This is a genomic window from Streptomyces sp. MBT65 (assembly GCF_016612545.1).
Classification (GTDB): domain Bacteria; phylum Actinomycetota; class Actinomycetes; order Streptomycetales; family Streptomycetaceae; genus Streptomyces.
Genome location: NZ_JAENRY010000013.1, coordinates 41851 through 59106, shown reverse-complemented (window position 1 = coordinate 59106; position 17256 = coordinate 41851). Strand labels below are relative to the sequence as shown.

18 protein-coding genes and 1 pseudogene are annotated in these 17256 nt (G+C 71.2%); 12 read left to right on the top strand and 7 right to left on the bottom strand.

What is annotated here, in order from left to right:
• Nucleotides 1-516 (bottom strand): annotated as a pseudogene (locus JHN63_RS05410) (ATP-grasp domain protein); the annotation flags it as partial.
• 321 nt (nucleotides 517-837) lie between these two features.
• Here JHN63_RS05410 and JHN63_RS05405 point away from each other — a divergent pair.
• A complete protein-coding gene (locus JHN63_RS05405; RefSeq protein ID WP_200677522.1) occupies nucleotides 838-1746 on the top strand; it encodes a metallophosphoesterase in 909 nt (302 codons plus the stop codon).
• Nucleotides 1694-2374 (top strand): 4'-phosphopantetheinyl transferase superfamily protein, encoded by a 681-nt coding sequence (locus JHN63_RS05400; protein ID WP_200677521.1) that lies wholly within the window; start codon nucleotides 1694-1696, stop codon nucleotides 2372-2374. Before JHN63_RS05405 ends, JHN63_RS05400 begins: the two co-directional genes overlap by 53 nt.
• 20 nt (nucleotides 2375-2394) lie before the next feature.
• Here the strand turns inward: JHN63_RS05400 and JHN63_RS05395 are convergent, their stop codons facing one another.
• A complete protein-coding gene (locus JHN63_RS05395; protein WP_200677520.1) occupies nucleotides 2395-2622 on the bottom strand; it encodes a hypothetical protein in 228 nt (75 codons plus the stop codon).
• A 218-nt stretch (nucleotides 2623-2840) separates the two neighbouring features.
• Here JHN63_RS05395 and JHN63_RS05390 point away from each other — a divergent pair, with 218 nt between their 5' ends.
• Nucleotides 2841-3866: an alpha/beta fold hydrolase gene (locus JHN63_RS05390; protein WP_200677519.1), complete on the top strand. Its 1026-nt coding sequence runs from the start codon at nucleotides 2841-2843 to the stop codon at nucleotides 3864-3866.
• Nucleotides 3867-3873: 7 nt separating this feature from the next.
• Here JHN63_RS05390 and JHN63_RS05385 read toward each other — a convergent pair whose 3' ends face one another.
• Complete coding sequence (locus tag JHN63_RS05385) at nucleotides 3874-4437, bottom strand: toxin-antitoxin system, toxin component (RefSeq protein ID WP_200677527.1); 564 nt, start codon at nucleotides 4435-4437, stop codon at nucleotides 3874-3876.
• A gap of 32 nt (nucleotides 4438-4469) precedes the next feature.
• Nucleotides 4470-5126 (bottom strand): helix-turn-helix transcriptional regulator, encoded by a 657-nt coding sequence (locus JHN63_RS05380; RefSeq protein ID WP_200677518.1) that lies wholly within the window; start codon nucleotides 5124-5126, stop codon nucleotides 4470-4472.
• Nucleotides 5127-5351: 225 nt separating this feature from the next.
• Here JHN63_RS05380 and JHN63_RS05375 point away from each other — a divergent pair, with 225 nt between their 5' ends.
• A complete protein-coding gene (locus tag JHN63_RS05375; protein ID WP_200677517.1) occupies nucleotides 5352-6014 on the top strand; it encodes a hypothetical protein in 663 nt (220 codons plus the stop codon).
• A 94-nt stretch (nucleotides 6015-6108) separates the two neighbouring features.
• Here JHN63_RS05375 and JHN63_RS05370 read toward each other — a convergent pair whose 3' ends face one another.
• A complete protein-coding gene (locus JHN63_RS05370) occupies nucleotides 6109-6864 on the bottom strand; it encodes a cache domain-containing protein (RefSeq protein WP_200677516.1) in 756 nt (251 codons plus the stop codon).
• Between the two features lie 39 nt (nucleotides 6865-6903).
• The gene (locus JHN63_RS05365; protein WP_200677526.1) at nucleotides 6904-7629 is read right to left on the bottom strand and encodes a FadR/GntR family transcriptional regulator; all 726 of its coding nucleotides are present in this window, start codon (nucleotides 7627-7629) and stop codon (nucleotides 6904-6906) included.
• Nucleotides 7630-7760: 131 nt separating this feature from the next.
• On the opposite strand from JHN63_RS05365, the gene JHN63_RS05360 reads away from it, so the two are divergent.
• From JHN63_RS05360 to JHN63_RS05345, 4 genes are all read left to right on the top strand, one after another.
• On the top strand, nucleotides 7761-8798 hold the full coding sequence (locus tag JHN63_RS05360) for an ABC transporter ATP-binding protein (RefSeq protein WP_200677515.1): 1038 nt from the start codon (nucleotides 7761-7763) through the stop codon (nucleotides 8796-8798).
• Nucleotides 8799-8885: 87 nt separating this feature from the next.
• Entirely contained in the window at nucleotides 8886-10079 is a 1194-nt protein-coding gene (locus tag JHN63_RS05355) for an ABC transporter substrate-binding protein (RefSeq protein ID WP_307781821.1), read from the top strand.
• Nucleotides 10080-10082: 3 nt separating this feature from the next.
• Complete coding sequence (locus JHN63_RS05350) at nucleotides 10083-10946, top strand: ABC transporter permease (RefSeq protein ID WP_200677513.1); 864 nt, start codon at nucleotides 10083-10085, stop codon at nucleotides 10944-10946.
• Between the two features lie 47 nt (nucleotides 10947-10993).
• Nucleotides 10994-11809, top strand: coding sequence for an ABC transporter permease (locus tag JHN63_RS05345; RefSeq protein WP_200677512.1), 816 nt, complete (start codon nucleotides 10994-10996; stop codon nucleotides 11807-11809).
• A gap of 60 nt (nucleotides 11810-11869) precedes the next feature.
• On the opposite strand, the gene JHN63_RS05340 is transcribed toward JHN63_RS05345, so the two are convergent.
• Entirely contained in the window at nucleotides 11870-13327 is a 1458-nt protein-coding gene (locus tag JHN63_RS05340; RefSeq protein ID WP_200677511.1) for an aminopeptidase P family protein, read from the bottom strand.
• Between the two features lie 48 nt (nucleotides 13328-13375).
• Here JHN63_RS05340 and JHN63_RS05335 point away from each other — a divergent pair, with 48 nt between their 5' ends.
• The 4 genes from JHN63_RS05335 (at nucleotide 13376) to JHN63_RS05320 (ending at nucleotide 17241) form a co-directional block, all read left to right on the top strand.
• A complete protein-coding gene (locus JHN63_RS05335; protein WP_200677510.1) occupies nucleotides 13376-14530 on the top strand; it encodes an FAD-binding oxidoreductase in 1155 nt (384 codons plus the stop codon).
• Nucleotides 14527-14829, top strand: a complete 303-nt coding sequence (locus tag JHN63_RS05330) for a (2Fe-2S)-binding protein (RefSeq protein ID WP_200677509.1) — start codon at nucleotides 14527-14529, stop codon at nucleotides 14827-14829. Before JHN63_RS05335 ends, JHN63_RS05330 begins: the two co-directional genes overlap by 4 nt.
• Nucleotides 14822-16240: an NAD(P)/FAD-dependent oxidoreductase gene (locus JHN63_RS05325; protein ID WP_200677508.1), complete on the top strand. Its 1419-nt coding sequence runs from the start codon at nucleotides 14822-14824 to the stop codon at nucleotides 16238-16240. The genes JHN63_RS05330 and JHN63_RS05325 overlap by 8 nt, the downstream gene beginning before the upstream one ends.
• Before the next feature lie 104 nt (nucleotides 16241-16344).
• Complete coding sequence (locus tag JHN63_RS05320) at nucleotides 16345-17241, top strand: dihydrodipicolinate synthase family protein (RefSeq protein ID WP_200677507.1); 897 nt, start codon at nucleotides 16345-16347, stop codon at nucleotides 17239-17241.
• The last annotated feature ends 15 nt before the right edge of the window (nucleotides 17242-17256 follow it).

Genomic DNA, 17256 nt, shown 5'->3' with positions numbered 1-17256 from the left:
CACGCGGAAGCCCACCCCGCCCGCCCCGGACGCCGGCTTGAAGCACGCCTTGTGTCCGGCGGCCTCCAACTCCTCGACGGCCGCAACGAGTTCGGGCGCGGTGCGTACCCGCCACCACGGCGGTACGGGTACGCCGATCGCCTGGACGGCCTCGTACGCGATCACCTTGTCGTGGAAGACGGCGACGGCCTCGGGGGTCGGTGCCAGCAGCGCCGTACCGACCGCCTCGAAGTCCGCGCGGTGCGCGACGATCTCCGACTGGTGCAGCCGGGGCACGAAGACATCGATACCGCGGCGGGCGCACTGGTCGAGGGCGAACTCGACGTAGGCGGCCGGGGACAGGCTCTCGGGCTCGAGGTCGGCGGTGTCGGCCGCGGCCAGTACGGGGGAGTCCGCGTCGCCGTGCGTGGCATGGATCTCGACGGCCCGATCGCTGGGATTTCTCCGCAGCTGATCCATGAAGAACACGTTCTCCGCGTACGTGCGGTTGAGCCAGACGCGTACGCGAGAGACCATGCAGGGCCGTCCTTTCGGTTTCGCGGGCACGGCGGAGCAAGGCCGTGCCCGGCCAAGGTGGTTGGAGGTACACCAAACCGCCCTCGGCGAAGGGGCGTTCGTAGCGGTGGTGTTGGGGCGATCATACGGCTTTCGAAGGGTGCCGCGTGCAACGCCCGTGTTACGGATTTCCCGATGGTGCCCACCCGGTACGTGAACTCCCGTCGCCGCCCCCTTCCGGCCTCCCCGGCCGGCTCCACCGCCCCGCCCGCCTCGCCGTCTTGTCGCGGCACGGCGGGATGTGATCTCGTGGCCTCATTCGGGTGCGCGGAGGGGGCGAGGGTGGAGTCGACTGCCGGCGGTGCCGGACAGCTGCTGGCCATCAGCGACCTGCACATCGGGTACGCAGAGAACCGCGTCCTGGTCGAGAACATGCGGCCCGGCACGGACGAGGACTGGCTGATCGTCGCTGGTGACATCGCCGAGACCGTGGCCGACATCCGCTGGGTCCTCGAACTCCTCGCCGGCCGCTTCCGCAAGGTCCTCTGGGCCCCCGGCAACCACGAACTGTGGACCCACCCCAAGGACCCCGTCACCCTGCGCGGCGTCGCCCGCTACGACCATCTCGTCGCCCTGTGCCAGGAGTTGGGCGTCCTCACCCCCGAGGACCCCTACCCCGTCTGGGAGGGCGCCGGCGGCCCGGTCGCCGTCGCCCCGCTCTTCCTGCTCTACGACTACTCGTTCCTCCCGGCCGGCTGCGCCACCAAGGACGAGGGACTCACGTACGCGCACGGCACCGGCATCGTCTGCAACGACGAGTTCCTGCTGCACCCCGACCCCTACCCCAGCCGCGAGGCCTGGTGCCGGGCCCGCGTCGCCGCGACCGAACGCCGGCTCGCCGAGATCCCCGACACCCTGCCCACGGTCCTGATCAACCACTACCCCCTGGACCGGCACCCCACGGAAGTCCTCTGGTACCCCGAGTTCGCCATGTGGTGCGGCACCACGCTGACCGCCGACTGGCACCGCAGATTCCGCGTGGACACCATGGTCTACGGCCATCTCCACATCCCGCGGACCACCCGTCACGAGGGGGTCCGCTTCGAAGAGGTGTCCGTGGGATACCCCCGCGAGTGGCAGAAGCGCCCGGAACCCCCGGGCCGACTGCGCCGCATCCTGCCGATGGAGGTCGGAACCGGTGATCGAGGAACTGCTCCCGGACTCCGTGGTGAGCGTCGAGACACACGGTGACGAGGGGCTGAAGGACGCCCCGCTGTACCCCGAGGAAGAGGCCCGCGTGGCCCGCGCGGTGCCCAAGCGCCGGCACGAGTTCGCCGCCGTACGGGCCTGTGCGCGGCGCGCCATGGAGAAGCTCGGCGTGCCCCCGCAGCCGATCCTGCCCGGCGCCCACGGCGCGCCGACCTGGCCCGCCGGTGTCATCGGCAGCATGACCCACTGCGACGGCTACCGCGCCGCCGCGCTGGCCCGCGCCGGCGACCTCGCCTCGCTCGGCATCGACGCGGAACCCCACGCCCCGCTCCCGGACGGCGTCCTCGCCTCCGTCGCCCTGCCCGCCGAACAGGAACGCCTCGCGCGCATGGCGGCACAGCGGCCCGCGGTGCATTGGGACCGGCTCCTGTTCAGCGCCAAGGAGTCCGTCTACAAGGCGTGGTTCCCCCTCACGGGCAAGTGGCTGGACTTCTCGGAGGCCGACATCGAGGTCTTCACCGACCCAGGCGAGGAGGCACGCGGCACGCTCCGCGCCCGCCTCCTCGTCCCCGGCCCGGTGGTCGACGGTGAACGCCTCGACGTCTTCGAGGGCCGCTGGACCGTCGGCCGCGGACTCGTAGCCACGGCCGTCACGGTCCCGCATCCCTGAACCTGCCCCCTAACACCCCCTCACCCTTCCGGGCACCAGCTCTCCAACAGCCCGAAGAACGCCTCCTCGTTGCCCGCGAGCCCGGCGTCCGTCAGCGCCTGGTCCGCCTCGGCCAGCACCGAGGGTGGGACCAGGACCGGTCGCGGGTCGCCCGGTGGGCCGTCGAAGGCTGCTCTGACCGTGTGCAGCAGCCGTAGATAGGCCTGAACGGCGGCGCGCTCGCGGTCGGTCATCACTGCGGTCTGCATAGGACGGCTCTCCCCTGGTCGGCGTCATGCGCCCCCGCACGGCGGTGGCACGACTCCAGCTTGCCGGGTGCCACTGACAATCCCGCCTCGGCGGGCGCCGGTTCGCCCGCTTAGCGGAGGCGAAACCTCACCGAAATCCCCGGTGGGACAGCGGCCCTACGCTGGGAGGAAGGGCTTTCGGCCGCCGGTGGGCGGTCGGGTGAACGGGAGGCGAGTGCGTGGTGGATGTCCCGGCACGGCGCCCGGCGCGCGCCGCACGACTGCGCTCGGTGGGTGCCGGAGAACTAGAGCTGCAGTACCGCGTCGTGCACGGATACCGCCGTGCCTTCCGGATGGCGGGGGAGGGCCCGGCGCTGGTCCTGATCCACGGCATCGGCGACTCCTCCGCGACCTGGGCCGACCTGATCCCCGATCTCGCCCGCACCCACACGGTGATCGCCCCCGATCTCCTCGGGCACGGCGCCTCCGACAAACCGCGCGCCGACTACTCGGTCGCCGCCTACGCCAACGGCGTGCGCGATCTGCTCACCACGCTCGGCATCGAGTCCGCGACCCTGCTCGGGCACTCGCTGGGCGGGGGAGTGGCGATGCAGTTCGCCTACCAGTTCCCCGAGCGCACCGAACGCCTCGTCCTGGTCAGCGCGGGCGGTGTGGGCCGCGAGGTCAATCCGGTGCTCCGGCTCGTCTCGCTCCCCGGCTCCCATCTCGCCCTGTCCGCGCTGCGGTTGCCCGGCATGCGCCTCCAAGTCGGCCTCACCGTCGGGCTGTTGCGGCTTCTCGACACCGATCTCGGCCAGGACGCCCCCGAACTCCTCACCCTTGTCGACGCGTTGCCCGACGAGACCGCCCGCAACGCCTTCATCCGGACCCTGCGCGCGGTCGTCGACTGGCGCGGTCAGGTGGTGACCATGCTCGACCGCTGCTATCTGACCGAGGGCATGCCGACCATGCTGCTGTGGGGCGACCGGGACAGCGTGGTGCCGGTCCGGCACGCGTACGGCGCCCACGAGGCGATGCCGGGCAGTCGGCTGGAGATCTTCGAGGGCGCGGGACACTTCCCGTTCCACACCGACCCGGCCCGATTCCTCACCCTGGTCGAGGAGTTCACCCACACCACCTCGCCCGCGCACTGGAGCCGCGAGCACTGGCGCGATCTCCTGTGCGAGGGCCGCCCCGGCGTCACCGCCCAGGGCGGAGCGACGGAACGGGACCTGCGGGAGGCGAGCGAACGCAGCGCCACCTAGCCCGACTCTACGGGTGACGGACCGTCAACTCCTGGCCACGCGGCCCCGGATACCCCAGCGAAGCCTCGATGCGCCCGGCCAGATGGTCGTGCCGCGCGGGCCCCCGGAGCGACGAACCGGCCAGCCATGTACGGCATTTGCTCGCGAGCAGCAGACCGAAGCTCTCGGCCTCCCGCTCGTCGGCACGCTCGAACCGGCTGCGGGCGGCCACCCTGAGGACGGTGGCCCGCAGCGCCGCCTCGTCGACGGTCCCGTCCAGCAGCCGGGCGGCCACCGCGGCGCCCTCCACCTGCGGTCCGCAGTGGCCGGCCTTCATGTGCCACAGCTCGTGGCCCAGGATCACCAACTGGTGGTCGGGCGCGGTGCGTTCCTCGATCACCACGAGATCCTGGTCGGCCATGTCGAGCCACAGCCCGCTCGCGGTGCAGGGCGGGAAGGCGGCCGTACGGAACTGGACCGGGCGGCCCCGGCGGCGGCTCATCGCGTCGCACAGCGCTGCGTACAGGTCGTGCGGGCGTGCGGGTGCGCCGAGGCCCAGCTCCGCGACCAACTCGCCGCACAGACGACGCATCTGCCTGCCGATGCCCACAGTTCTCCCCCGGATCACGACTCGGGCCGCTTCACGCTCTCCAGGAGCATGTCCAGCCACTCGGCGACCTTGTCGCGGTGCTGGTCGGTGGGCAACTGCGCGGCGCGCCAGGCGATTCCGCGCACTCCGTGGTCCTGGAGCAGCCGCTCCAGCGGGTCCTCCGCGGCCTCGGCCGCCGCCCGCTCGCGGTCGGCGAGCTTCTGCAACAGCTCCTGCTCGGTGCGCTGCAGGGCGCCCGCGAGGGCCTCGGGGTCCTCGGCCGTGAGGAACCCGGCGTGCACGCGGAAGAAGCGCTGGAGGGCGTCGCAGTGCTCCATGGTGGGTCGCCGGTCGCCGTTGATGAGCGCGCCCGCCTGCTGGCGGGACATGCCCGCGCCGTCGGCGATCTCCTGCTGGGTGTACTTGCGCCCGTTGGGCTTGAGTCTGGTACGGCGCAGCAGGCCGAGGCGTTGCAGGAACCGGGCCTGCACATCGGGCTCACCCGCGGGACGGCCGCTCAGCAGGGCCCTGACCACGGACTCCGGGACACCGCACGCGACGGACAGCCGGCCGATGTGGACGACCTCGGACTGCGGCACGTCGAGCCGTTCGGCGAGCGCGGTGACGCGGTCGACGACGGCGGGCAGCAGTGCGGTCGCCGTCGTGCCCGGTACCTCGAAGCCATCCGACACCGACACATCTCCTCAACGTCTCTCACAGGCTTCTCGCAAACGGTGGCCGTGAACATCCCGGAGGGTATCGGTTGGTTCGAACTCGCATCCAGGTCTCGCCACAACTGTGGCCAATTTCAGCCGTCAACAAGCATGAAATGCCACGATAGTTGACACGGCTCGCGTCGGGGCACCAGGATCAAGGCGCCGCGAGAAGGCCGCATAGGCAAGAGGGGTGACCTCCCGATGGCGTACCAGGCAGGTGGGCAGCGGTCCGCGCCGCGGCCCGTCCCCGAGAGTCCCGAGGCCCAGGCGTATCTGCTGGACTACGCCACGTTGTTGGAGGCCGTCACCTTCCCCTCCGTCGTCATGGACCACCGCTGGGACGTGGTGTTGACCAACGGCGCCTTCAAGTCACTTTTCCGGGCGGTCGGCCCGCACCCGACGGCGATGCCGGGCGACAACTTCCTTCGCTTCGTGCTCTTCCACCCCGACGCGAGCACCGTTCTCGGCCAGCACGAGTCGAGTTGGTGCCTGCCGATGCTGGCCCACTTCGCCGCCGCCGTGGAGAGCCACGGACACGACCACGGCCTCCAGGCGATCCGCCGTGACATCGCCCAGGACCCGATCATGGAGGCCGCCTACCGGCAGGGCCTGCCGCACTGGATCCGCGCGGTCGGCGCGGAGGCCGTCGAGCACGACGGCGCGGTCCGCCCGCTGCTGCACCCCGACCCGCGCTGGGGCGCCACCGACTGCCGGGTCGTCGGCGAGACCCCCAAGACCCTTGAGAACATGGGCTATACGCGTCTGACGCTGGTCCTGCGCGAGGCCCGCCGCGTGCCACCGCCCAGGGTCCGCAGGGCGGGCCGCGGCGCCGGACACCTGAGGGTGGTCTCCGCCGCCGAGTGAGCGCGGGAGCCGTGCGGCTCGCCTCAACACGGCGCTCCGGCAGGTGAGTTCGACGCATGGGGCCCCAACTCGGAACTCAGGCAGAAGAGTTCGGTCACCGCTCCGCGACCACCAACACCAACGGCACCCCGTCGCACGGCACCAACCGCGCCCCCTGCGCGAACCCGGCCCGCCCCGCCGCGAGCGCCTCCGCGAAGTCCGGTCCCTTGCTCAGCGAACCGACCAGGTGTCGAGGATCGGTGGAGGCCGCCACCCGGCCGCGCGCGTTCACCAGCCGTGCCGGGCGCGGGAGTTGGTGCAGCATCGGCATCACGGCCGCCTCGAAGTGTCGTAGATACACGTCCGCCGCGGCCACTCCGGCGAACCGTCCGTCCATCTCGACCGGCGCGGACAGCGTGAGGCTGTACTCGTCCGAGCAGAGGTAGTCGACGTACGGCCCGGCCACCGCCCGCTCCCCGGTGTCGCGGGGCAGCGCGAACCAGTCCCAGTGCGTGTAGTCCGCGTACGCCGAGTGCTCGGGATCGAGCAGCAGCGGCCGGACGCCCCCGTCGCCCGTCTCCTGCCACCACTCCAGCCAGGCCGGTACGTCGCCCAGCAGTCCCGGCGCGGCTACGAAACCGACGCCGGACACCAACTCGTGCCGGGCGAGCCGGAGATGGAGGCCCGGGCGGAGCGCGGCGAGGTCGACGGTCGCCGGGCGGCGGCCCTGCGCGGCCACCTTGGCGAGCAGCGCCGTGGTGTCGGCGCGGGTGGCGGCCACGGCGTCGAAGACGGACTCCAGAGCCGAGCGGACCCCGGCCGCGACGGACTGCTCGGGTGCCGTGGCTGGCGTTGCCGTCGCGAGGCTCATGCGTGCCCTCCAGCAGACGGGGAGCGGACGCGATGACGGTTACAGGGCCAGCCGCTCGGCGATCAGCCGCGCCGTCGACTCCTGTACGCACCGCTCGGCCGACTCCCTGGCCGAATCGTGGGCCCCATCTTGCACGGCCGAGATTACGGAGCGGTGACGGGCCGCGGCTTCTTCACGATATTCGTCGTTCCCGAGCACCAGACACAGCAGTGCGCCGACCTCCGTCTGCAACGCGACCTGCTCGCGGGTGAGCCGGGCGGACTGCGCGGCGGCGGCCAGCTCGACATGGAACCGGCCGTACACCCGGCCGCGCGCCGCCGCGTCCTGTGCGTGTGTCAACTCCTCGGCGCTGCGCCGGAGTTGGACCAGATCCTCCGGCTCGGTGCGCTGTGCGGCGAGCCGGGCCGCGGTGCCGGACAGGGCCGCCCAGTGGTCGCCGAGGTCACGCAGCTCCTCGGTGCTCCAGCCGCGCAGCCGGACCTTCAGTCGCTCCTCGCCGGGGACCTCGGGCAGTGACACGAAGCTGCCGCCGCCGCGCCCGCGGCGGGTGGTGACGAGGCCCTGCTGGCGCAGCGCCATCAGCGCCTCCCGCAGGGTCACCGTGGACACGCCGAGCTGCCCGGCGAGCTCGCTCTCGCCCGGCAGCTGCTCACCGTCGGCGAGCAGTCCGAGTTCGATGGCGTCCCCGAGCCTGCTGACGACGGCGTCCACGCGCGCCCGGTTGTCGACCGGGGCGAAGACGGCCTTTCGGGCACCGCCGTTCATGTGCTGCTGCTGGTTCACGGCCACCACCTTGCACGTTGACTCAAGCTTTACCCTAAGGGGGTCTTGAGATTTGAACTATGACTTCATATGTTTCCGTGCAACGTTACAGAGCACCAGAAAGGTTCCCGCCCATGGAGGGGATTGCGATCCGGCTGCGGGATCTGCGGAAATCGTTCGGGGAGACCACCGCCGTGGCCGGAGTCGACCTGGAGATCGGGGACGGCGAGTTCTTCTCGATGCTCGGCCCGTCCGGCTCGGGCAAGACGACCGTGCTGCGCATGATCGCCGGCTTCGAGAGCCCCACCGGCGGCACCGTCGAACTCGCCGGCCAGGACGTCACCGGCCTCGCCCCCTTCGAACGGGACGTCCACACCGTCTTCCAGGACTACGCTCTCTTCCCGCACATGACCGTCGAACAGAACGTCGCCTACGGCCTCAAGGTCCGCAGGGTCCCCAAGGCCGAACGCCTCGTCCGCGCCCGAAAAGCCCTCTCCGAAGTGCGACTCGAGGGCTACGGCACCCGCCGCCCCGCCCAACTCTCCGGCGGCCAGCGGCAACGCGTCGCCCTCGCCCGCGCCCTCGTCGGCCGCCCCCGCGTGCTGCTCCTCGACGAACCGCTCGGCGCCCTCGACCTGAAACTGCGCGAGCAGATGCAGGTCGAACTCAAGGCGCTCCAGCGGGAGGTGGGCATCACCTTCGTCTTCGTCACCCACGACCAGGAGGAGGCCCTGACGATGAGCGACCGCATCGCCGTCTTCAACGAGGGCCGCATCGAACAGGTCGGCACCCCCGCCGAGGTCTACGAACGCCCCGCGACCCCGTTCGTCGCGTCCTTCGTCGGCACCTCCAACCTGCTGGCGGGCGAGTCAGCCCAGCGCGTCGTCGGCACCGCGGGCACCTACAGCATCCGGCCCGAGAAGATCCGCGTCCTCAAGAACTCCGCCGAGCCCGGCGAACCGGATCACGAGAGCGCCGCCGGCACCGTCGCCGAGGTCGTCTACCTCGGGGACTCCACCCGCTTCCTCGTCGACCTCGACGCGGGCGGCCGGCTCACCGCGCTCCAGCAGAACCTGGAGACCTCCGCCGAGGACGTCGCCGCCTACCGCGGCAGCCGGGTGCTACTGCAATGGCACCGGCGCCACACGGTGCACGTCCCCGACCCCAGCTGATCGCCGACTGCTGACCCCGCCTGCTCCTTCATCCGTCCCTTCGCGGATCCGCTCGCTCACCCATCTCCTCCACCCATGGAGAACGCCGTGCGTCTCACCCGAACCCTCCAGGTGACGGCCTGTGCCGCCGTCCTGCTCGCCGCCACCGCCTGCGGCTCCTCCGACAGCGGCTCGTCGGGTGGCGGCCTCAACCCCCCTGACCTCACAGCCCAGTCGAAGCTCGGCAAGAGCGAGGGCGAGGTCAACCTGATCGCCTGGGCCGGCTATGTCGAGGACGGCTCCAACGACCCCAAGGTGAACTGGGTCAGCGACTTCGAGAAGCAGACGGGCTGCCAGGTCAACTCCAAGGTCGCCGCCAGCTCCGACGAGATGGTCAAACTGATGAAGACCGGCGAGTACGACGCGGTCTCCGCCTCCGGCGACGCCTCCCTGCGCCTCATAGCCTCCGGCGACGCCGCCCCCGTCAACACGAGCCTGGTCCCCAACTACAAGGACATCTTCCCGGACTTGAAGCTCCAGGCCTGGAACTCGGTGAAGGGCAAGGCCTACGGCATCCCGCACGGCCGCGGCGCCAACCTGCTGATGTACAACACCCAGAAGGTCACCCCCGCCCCGACCTCCTGGTCCGCGGTCTTCGACGACGCCTCGAAGTACAAGGGCCATGTCACCGCGTACGACTCACCGATCTACATCGCCGACGCGGCCCTCTATCTCAAGGCCACCAAGCCCGAGTTGAAGATCAAGGACCCCTACGCGCTCGACCGGACCCAGTTCGACGCCGCCGTCGCCCTGCTGAAGAAGCAGAACGCGGACATCGGCGAGTACTGGAGCGACTACCTCAAGGAGATCTCCGCCTTCAAGAGCGGCGACTCCGTCGTCGGCACCACCTGGCAGGTCATCGCCAACCTCACCGCCGACGAGGGCGCCAAGATCAAGGCCTTCGTACCCAAGGAAGGGTCGACCGGCTGGTCCGACACCTGGATGATCTCCGCCAAGGCCAAGCACCCCAACTGCGCCTACCAGTGGCTCAATTGGATCGTCTCGCCGAAGGTCAACGCCCAGGTCGCCGAGTACTTCGGCGAGGCCCCCGCCAACTCCAAGGCCTGCGCCGAGACCACCGACAAGAACTTCTGCACCACCTACCACGCCGCCGACACCGCGTACTGGAAGAACATCGCCTTCTGGAACACGCCCATCGAGCAGTGCCTCGACGGCCGCACCGACGTCAAGTGCGTGCCGTACGCCAAGTGGGTCCAGGCCTGGACCGAGATCAAGGGCTGAGCCGTGTCCCTGCTGAACCGGACCGCGGGGGCGCTGTACCGGCGCCCCCGGCTGCGGCTCTCGCTGCTGCTCACCGCACCGCTGCTGTGGCTCGCCGTGCTCTATCTCGGCTCCCTGAGCGTGCTGTTCGTCTCCGCGTTCTGGACGACGGACTCCTTCACCTCCGAGGTGGTGAAGGTCTTCTCGACCGACAACTTCCACGAGCTGTTCACGGTGCCCGTGTACCGGCAGGTCATCCTGCGCAGCATCGGCGTCGCGCTCGCCGTCACCGTCCTGTGCGCCGTGATCGCGTTCCCGCTCGCCTTCTACACCGCCCGCGTCGCCAGGCCGAAGTGGCGCCCGCTGCTGGTGGTCGCCATCCTCACGCCGCTGTGGGCCAGTTACCTGGTCAAGGTGTACGCGTGGCGGCTCATCCTGTCCCAAGGCGGCCTGGCCGACTGGATGTTGAAGCCGTTCGGCCTGAGCGGACCCGGCTTCGGACTACCGGCGACGGTCCTCACGCTCACGTACCTCTGGCTGCCGTACATGGTCCTGCCGATCCACACGGCGCTGGAGCAACTGCCCGCCAACCTCCTTGACGCCTCTGCCGACTTGGGCGCGCGGGCCGGGCGGACCCTCCGGTCGGTCGTGCTGCCGATGGTGCTGCCGTCCGTCGCCGCCGGCTCGATCTTCACCTTCTCGCTCAGCCTCGGCGACTACATCACCGTGCAGATCGTCGGCGGCAAGACCCAGCTCGTCGGCAACCTCGTCTACTCCAACATCGAACTCAACCTGCCCATGGCCGCCGCCCTCGGCACCGTCCCGGTCGTCGTCATCGTCGTGTACCTCCTCGCGATGCGCCGCACGGGCGCGCTCAGCAGCCTGTAGAACCCCGCAACAACACCTTCGACCGCCTCCGAAGGGGGTGACATGTCATGCAGCTCTCCCGTTCCGCGCGCATCGCCCTGCGCGTGGCCGCCGGGTTCGGCTTCGCGGTGATCTACGTCCCGCTCCTGCTCGTCCTCGTCAACTCCCTCAACCCCGACCGCAGCGCGAGCTGGCCGCCGTCCAGCCTCACCCTGCACTGGTGGTCCGTCGCCTGGCAGAACTCCGGCGCCCGCGCGGCCCTCTGGGTCTCGGTGAAGGCCGGACTCGGCGCCACGGCCATCGCCCTGGTGCTCGGCACCCTGATCGCCTTCGCGGTCGCCCGGTACCGGTTCTTCGGCCGCGACGCCATCTCCTTCGTCGTCGTCCTGCCGATCGCGCTGCCCGGCATCGTCACGGGCATCGCCCTCAACTCGGCGTTCAGTACGGTACTTGAGCCGCTCGGCGTGGGCCTCGGCCTGTTCACGGTGATCGTCGGACACGCCACCTTCTGCATCGTCGTCGTCTTCAACAACGTCGTCGCCCGCCTGAGGCGCACCTCCGGGTCGTACGAGGAAGCCGCGACGGACCTGGGCGCCGACACCTTCCGCGCCTTCGTCGACGTCACCTTCCCGCTGGTGCGCTCGGCGCTCCTCGCGGGCGGACTGCTCGCGTTCGCGCTGTCCTTCGACGAGATCGTGGTGACCACGTTCACCGCCGGGCCCGGCATCGAGACCCTGCCGATCTGGATCTTCAACAACATGACCCGGCCCCAACAGGCGCCGGTGGTCAACGTGGTGGCGGCCGTGCTCGTCCTGCTCTCCGTCCTGCCGATCTACGTCGCGCAGCGGCTGTCCGCCGACACGGCCACCGCCAGCCGTGTCTGACGACCGGTCACCCCGGCGCGCGCGGTGACCGCTTCGACCCACTCACTCCGCTCAACCCACTCAGCCCGCGAACTCCCGCATCCACGCCTCGACTTCGTCGGCCGAGCGGGGCAGGCCCGCCGACAGGTTCTCGTAGCCGTCGGCCGTCACCAGCAGATCGTCCTCGATCCGGACGCCGATGCCCCGCCACTCCTCCGGGACCGTCAGATCGTCCGGCTGGAAATACAGGCCCGGCTCGACGGTGAGCACCATGCCCGGTTCGAGGACCCCGTCCACGTACTCCTCGCTCCGCGCCTCGGCGCAGTCGTGGACGTCGAGCCCGAGCATGTGCCCGGTGCCCGCCATCGTGAACCGCCGCTGGAGCGCGAGCTCGTAGACCCGCTCGGCCGGCCCCTCGATGAAACCCCACTCCACCAGCCGCGCGGCCAGGGCCCGTTGGGCCGCCTCGTGGAAGTCCCGGTACTTCGCCCCCGGCCTCACCGCCGCCATGCCGGCCTCCTGGGCCTCGAACACCGCGTCGTAGACCTTGCGTTGGACCGGGCTGAAGGTGCCGTTGATCGGGAGGGTGCGGGTGACGTCGGCGGTGTAGAGGCTGTGCGTCTCCACGCCCGCGTCCAGCAGCAGGAGTTCACCGGGGCGGACCGGGCCGTCGTTGTCGGTCCAGTGCATGATCGTGGCGTGCTCACCGGCGGCGCAGATCGAGCCGTAGCCGACATGGTTGCCCTCGACGCGGGCCCGGCGGAAGAACGTGCCCTCGATCCAGCGCTCCGAGGTGGCGACCGCCTGCGACAACTCCCGTACGACATCGATGAATCCGCGCACCGTCGAGTCGACGGCCCGGCGCATCTCGCCGATCTCCCAGTCGTCCTTGACGAGCCGCAGTCCCGAGACGGCCGACTCCAGCTCGTCGTCGCGTTCCTCGTCCGTGTCGAGCGCCGCGTCCAGTGCCGGGTCGACACCGCGAACGATGCGGGTGGGGGTCCCGGAGGACTTCGCCAGGTCCTCGGCGATCGTCCGGATGTCCCGGCAGGGGAGACCGAGCACCAGGGCCGACTCGGCCAGTGTGCGGCGGCGGCCCATCCACAGTTCGGCGGTGTAGCCCGCCCAGAACTCGTCGCTGTCCCTGCTGTCGCGGGGGAGTTGGTAGCAGTGCGCGTCGTGACCGCCGTCAGGACGGGGCTCCAGGACCAGGGCACCGTCGCGTGCCTGGTCGCCGGTCAGATGCACATAGCCGGAGTACGGGCGGAACGGGTGGTGGCTGTCGTTCGAGCGGATCAGGAGGTTCCCGGACGGCACGACCAGGCGCTCGCCCGGGAAGAGCGCGGACAGCGCGGCCCGGCGGCGGGCCGCGTACGGGGCCTGCTCGGTCGGCTCCAGGTCCGTGCGCTCGGTGTCGGCCCAGCCGGTCCGCATCAGGGCGGACAACTCGTCGGAGATTCCTCGGTAGAGACCGTTCTTTCGGCCCTTGGCCACGACGGGCACCTCTTCCGTGTGCGGTGGTTCCGGGGGTGGTGACATACGCGTCGCACCATACCCAGCCAGAGAGTAATGTGACATAGTACTGCCGTGAACAAGCGACTGACCTGCGATGTCGTGGTCGTCGGAGCCGGAACGGTGGGCGCGGCCTGCGCTCTCTACGCGGCCCGGGCGGGCCTCGACGTCGTCATCGTGGACCGCGGCCCGGTCGCGGGCGGCACGACCGGCGCCGGCGAGGGCAACCTCCTCGTCTCCGACAAGGAGCCGGGCCCGGAACTCGACCTCGCCCTCCTCTCCGGCCGCCTGTGGGCACAACTCGCGGAAGAACTCGGCGAGTTCGTCGAGTACGAGGCGAAGGGCGGCCTCGTCGTCGCCGCCACGCCCGACGGGCTCGCCGCGCTGGAGCGGTTCGCCGAGGAGCAGCGCACCGCCGGAGTCGTCGCCGAGCCGGTGGACGCCGACACCCTCCACGACCTGGAACCCCACCTCGCCCCCGGCCTCCCCGGCGGCGTGTACTACCCGCAGGACTGCCAGGTGATGCCGGCCCTCGCCGCCGCCCACCTCGTGCGGGCCTCGGGCGCCCGCCTGCTCACCGGCCGTACGGTGACGGGCGTACTCCTCAGGGCGGACGGCACCGTCGACGGCGTCCGCACCGACCGGGGCGACATCCTCGCCCCCGCCGTCGTCAACGCCGCCGGCACCTGGGGCGGCGAACTCGCCGCCCTCGCCGGAGTCACCCTCCCCGTCCTCCCGCGCCGCGGCTTCGTCCTCGTCACCGAACCGCTGCCGCGCCTGGTCCGTCACAAGGTGTACGCCGCCGACTACGTGGCCGACGTGGCCAGCGACTCGGCCGCGCTTCAGACCTCACCGGTCGTCGAGGGCACGGCGGCGGGACCGATCCTGATCGGCGCGAGCCGCGAACGCGTCGGCTTCGACCGGACGTTCTCGCTGCCGGTCGTCCGGGCGCTGGCGGCGGGCGCGACGCACCTCTTCCCGTTCCTGTCCGACGTCCGCGCGATGCGCTCCTACCTCGGCTTCCGCCCGTACCTGCCGGATCACCTGCCCGCCATCGGGCCCGACCCCCGTGTCCCCGGCCTCGTCCACGCCTGCGGGCACGAGGGCGCGGGCATCGGACTTGCCACCGGCACAGGGCACTTGATCGCCCAACTGCTGGACGGCCGGGCCCCGGACCTCGACCCGGCGCCCTTCCGGCCCGACCGCTTCCCCGAGGAGGAGGGCGCATGAGCTCCCCGTCGGACCTCGCCGGGGCCCACCCGGACCCCGCCTTCACGGTCACCCTCGACGGCCGCGAGATCGAGGCGCTCCCCGGCCAGACCGTCGCCGCCGCACTGTGGGCGGCCGGTGTGACGTCCTGGCGCACCACTCGTGGCGAGGGCCGTCCGCGCGGCGTCTTCTGCGGGATCGGCGTCTGCTACGACTGCCTCGTCGTCGTCAACGCCCGCCCGAACCAACGGGCTTGCCTGGTGCCCTTGCACCCGGGGGACGCCATCCGTACGCAGGAGGGGACGGGCCACGATGACTGACCGACCGCACCTCGCCGTGATCGGCGCGGGCCCGGCGGGACTCGCCGCCACCGTCGCCGCCGCGGCACACGGCGTCCGCGTCACCCTGATCGACTCGGCGGCGCGGGCGGGCGGCCAGTTCTACCGACAGCCCGCCGCCGCACTGAACGCCCGGCGCCCGCAGTCCCTGCACCATCAGTGGCGGACGTGGGAGCGGCTCAGGGACTCCCTCGCGCGACACGTGGAGGCAGGCCAAGCAACGCACTTGACGGACCATCACGTGTGGCTCGTGGAGCGGGGGTCGGACCACTTCACCGTGCACGCCCTCCTCGGCCCCGAACAGGAGACCCCGGTCGAGGTGCGCGCGGACGCCGTCCTCCTCGCCACCGGCGGCTACGAGACGGTCCTCCCGTTCCCCGGCTGGACCCTCCCCGGAGTCCTCACCGCGGGCGGCGCCCAGGCCATGCTCAAGGGCTCCCTCGCCGTCCCCGGCCGCACCGCCGTGGTCGCCGGCACCGGCCCGCTTCTCCTCCCCGTGGCAACAGGCCTCGCGGCAGCCGGTGTCGACGTGGCCGCGCTGGTCGAGTCCGCCGATCCCAAGGCGTTCGTACGACAGACCCGCGCGCTCGCCGCGCAACCCGGCAAGGTGGTGGAGGGCGCCCAGTGCGCGGCCCAACTCCTGCGCCACCGCGTCGAGTTGCTCACCCGGCACACCGTCGTCGAGGCACACGGCGAGGAGCGGTTGGAGGCGGTGACGGTCGCCGCGCTCGACACCGGCGGGCGGGTCCGGCCCGGCACCGCACGCCGTATTGCCTGCGACACCCTCGCGATCGGCCACGGCATGCTCCCGCACACCGACCTCGCAGAGACCCTCGGCTGTCGGCTCGACGGGATCAACGTCCACGTCGACGACGAACAACGCACGGACGTCCCCGGTGTCTGGGCGGCCGGCGAGACCACCGGCATCGGCGGCGCGGCCCTCTCGCTGGCCGAGGGCCACATCGCGGGACGCTCCGCCGCCGCACGCCTGCACGGCATCGAACCCGACCCGCGCGCCTGGGCGACCGCCGCCAAGTCCCGTACCGGACTACGGGAGTTCTTCACCGCACTCGACACCGTGTACGCGCCGCCCGCCCGTTGGACCGACCTCGTCACCGACGACACCGTCGTCTGCCGCTGTGAGGAGGTCACCGGGGGAGCGATCCGCGAGGCCGTGGACGGGCTCGGCGCCGGTGACGTACGCACCGTGAAGCTGCTGACGCGGGCCGGGATGGGCTGGTGCCAGGGGCGGATGTGCGAGCCCGCCGTCGCCGGGCTCGCGGGATGCGAACTCGCCCCGTCCCGGCGGCCGTTCGCGCGACCCGTTCCGCTCGGGGTGCTGGCGCGGGCGGGTGGAACCGAGGACGGCCGATCACCCGCATCACCTGACTGACCGCCCTACCTGACTGACCGCCCTGGCTGATCGGCTGCGGCACCCTGCGCCGCCGTCGCCCTGCCCATCAGTAAAATGTCACACCCCATTGAGAGGGACTCCAGATGACCACCACTCCGAACCACCCCTGGCGCGGCGTTCTCGTCGCCACCGCGCTCCCGCTGACCGACGAACTGGCAGTGGACCACGACAAGTTCGCCGAGCACTGCGCCTGGCTGGTCGACAACGGGTGTGACGGTGTCGTGCCGAACGGCTCGCTCGGCGAGTACCAGGTGCTCACCCCCGAGGAGCGCGCCAAGGTCGTCGAGACGGCCGTCGCCGCGATCGGCGGCGCGCGCGTGATGCCCGGAGTCGCCGCCTACGGCTCCGCCGAGTCCCGCCGCTGGGCCGAGCAGGCCCGCGACGCCGGCTGCGCCTCCGTGATGCTGCTGCCGCCCAACGCCTATCGCGCCGACGAACGTTCGGTCCTCGCGCACTACGCGGAGGTCGCGAAGGCGGGGGTGCCGATCGTGGCGTACAACAACCCCATCGACACCAAGGTCGACCTCGTGCCCGAACTCCTCGCCAAGCTGCACGGCGAGGGGTACATCCACGCCGTCAAGGAGTTCTCCGGCGATGTCCGCCGCGCCTATCAGCTCGCCGAACTCGCCCCGGAACTGGACCTGTTGATCGGTGCCGACGACGTCCTGCTGGAGCTGGCGCTCGCGGGTGCGAAGGGGTGGGTGGCCGGTTACCCGAACGCGCTGCCCGCCGCGAGCGTCGAGCTGTACCACGCGGCCGTCGGCGGCGATCTGGCCACGGCGAAGAAGCTGTACGAGCAACTGCACCCGCTGCTGCGCTGGGACTCCAAGGTGGAGTTCGTGCAGGCCATCAAGCTGTCCATGGACATCGTCGGCCGGCACGGCGGCCCGGTGCGTCCGCCGCGTGTCCCGCTGCTGCCCGAGCAGGAGGCCGCCGTGCGCGCCGCCACCGAGAAGGCGGTCGCGGCCGGACTCGTGTAAATACCCTCGCACCGA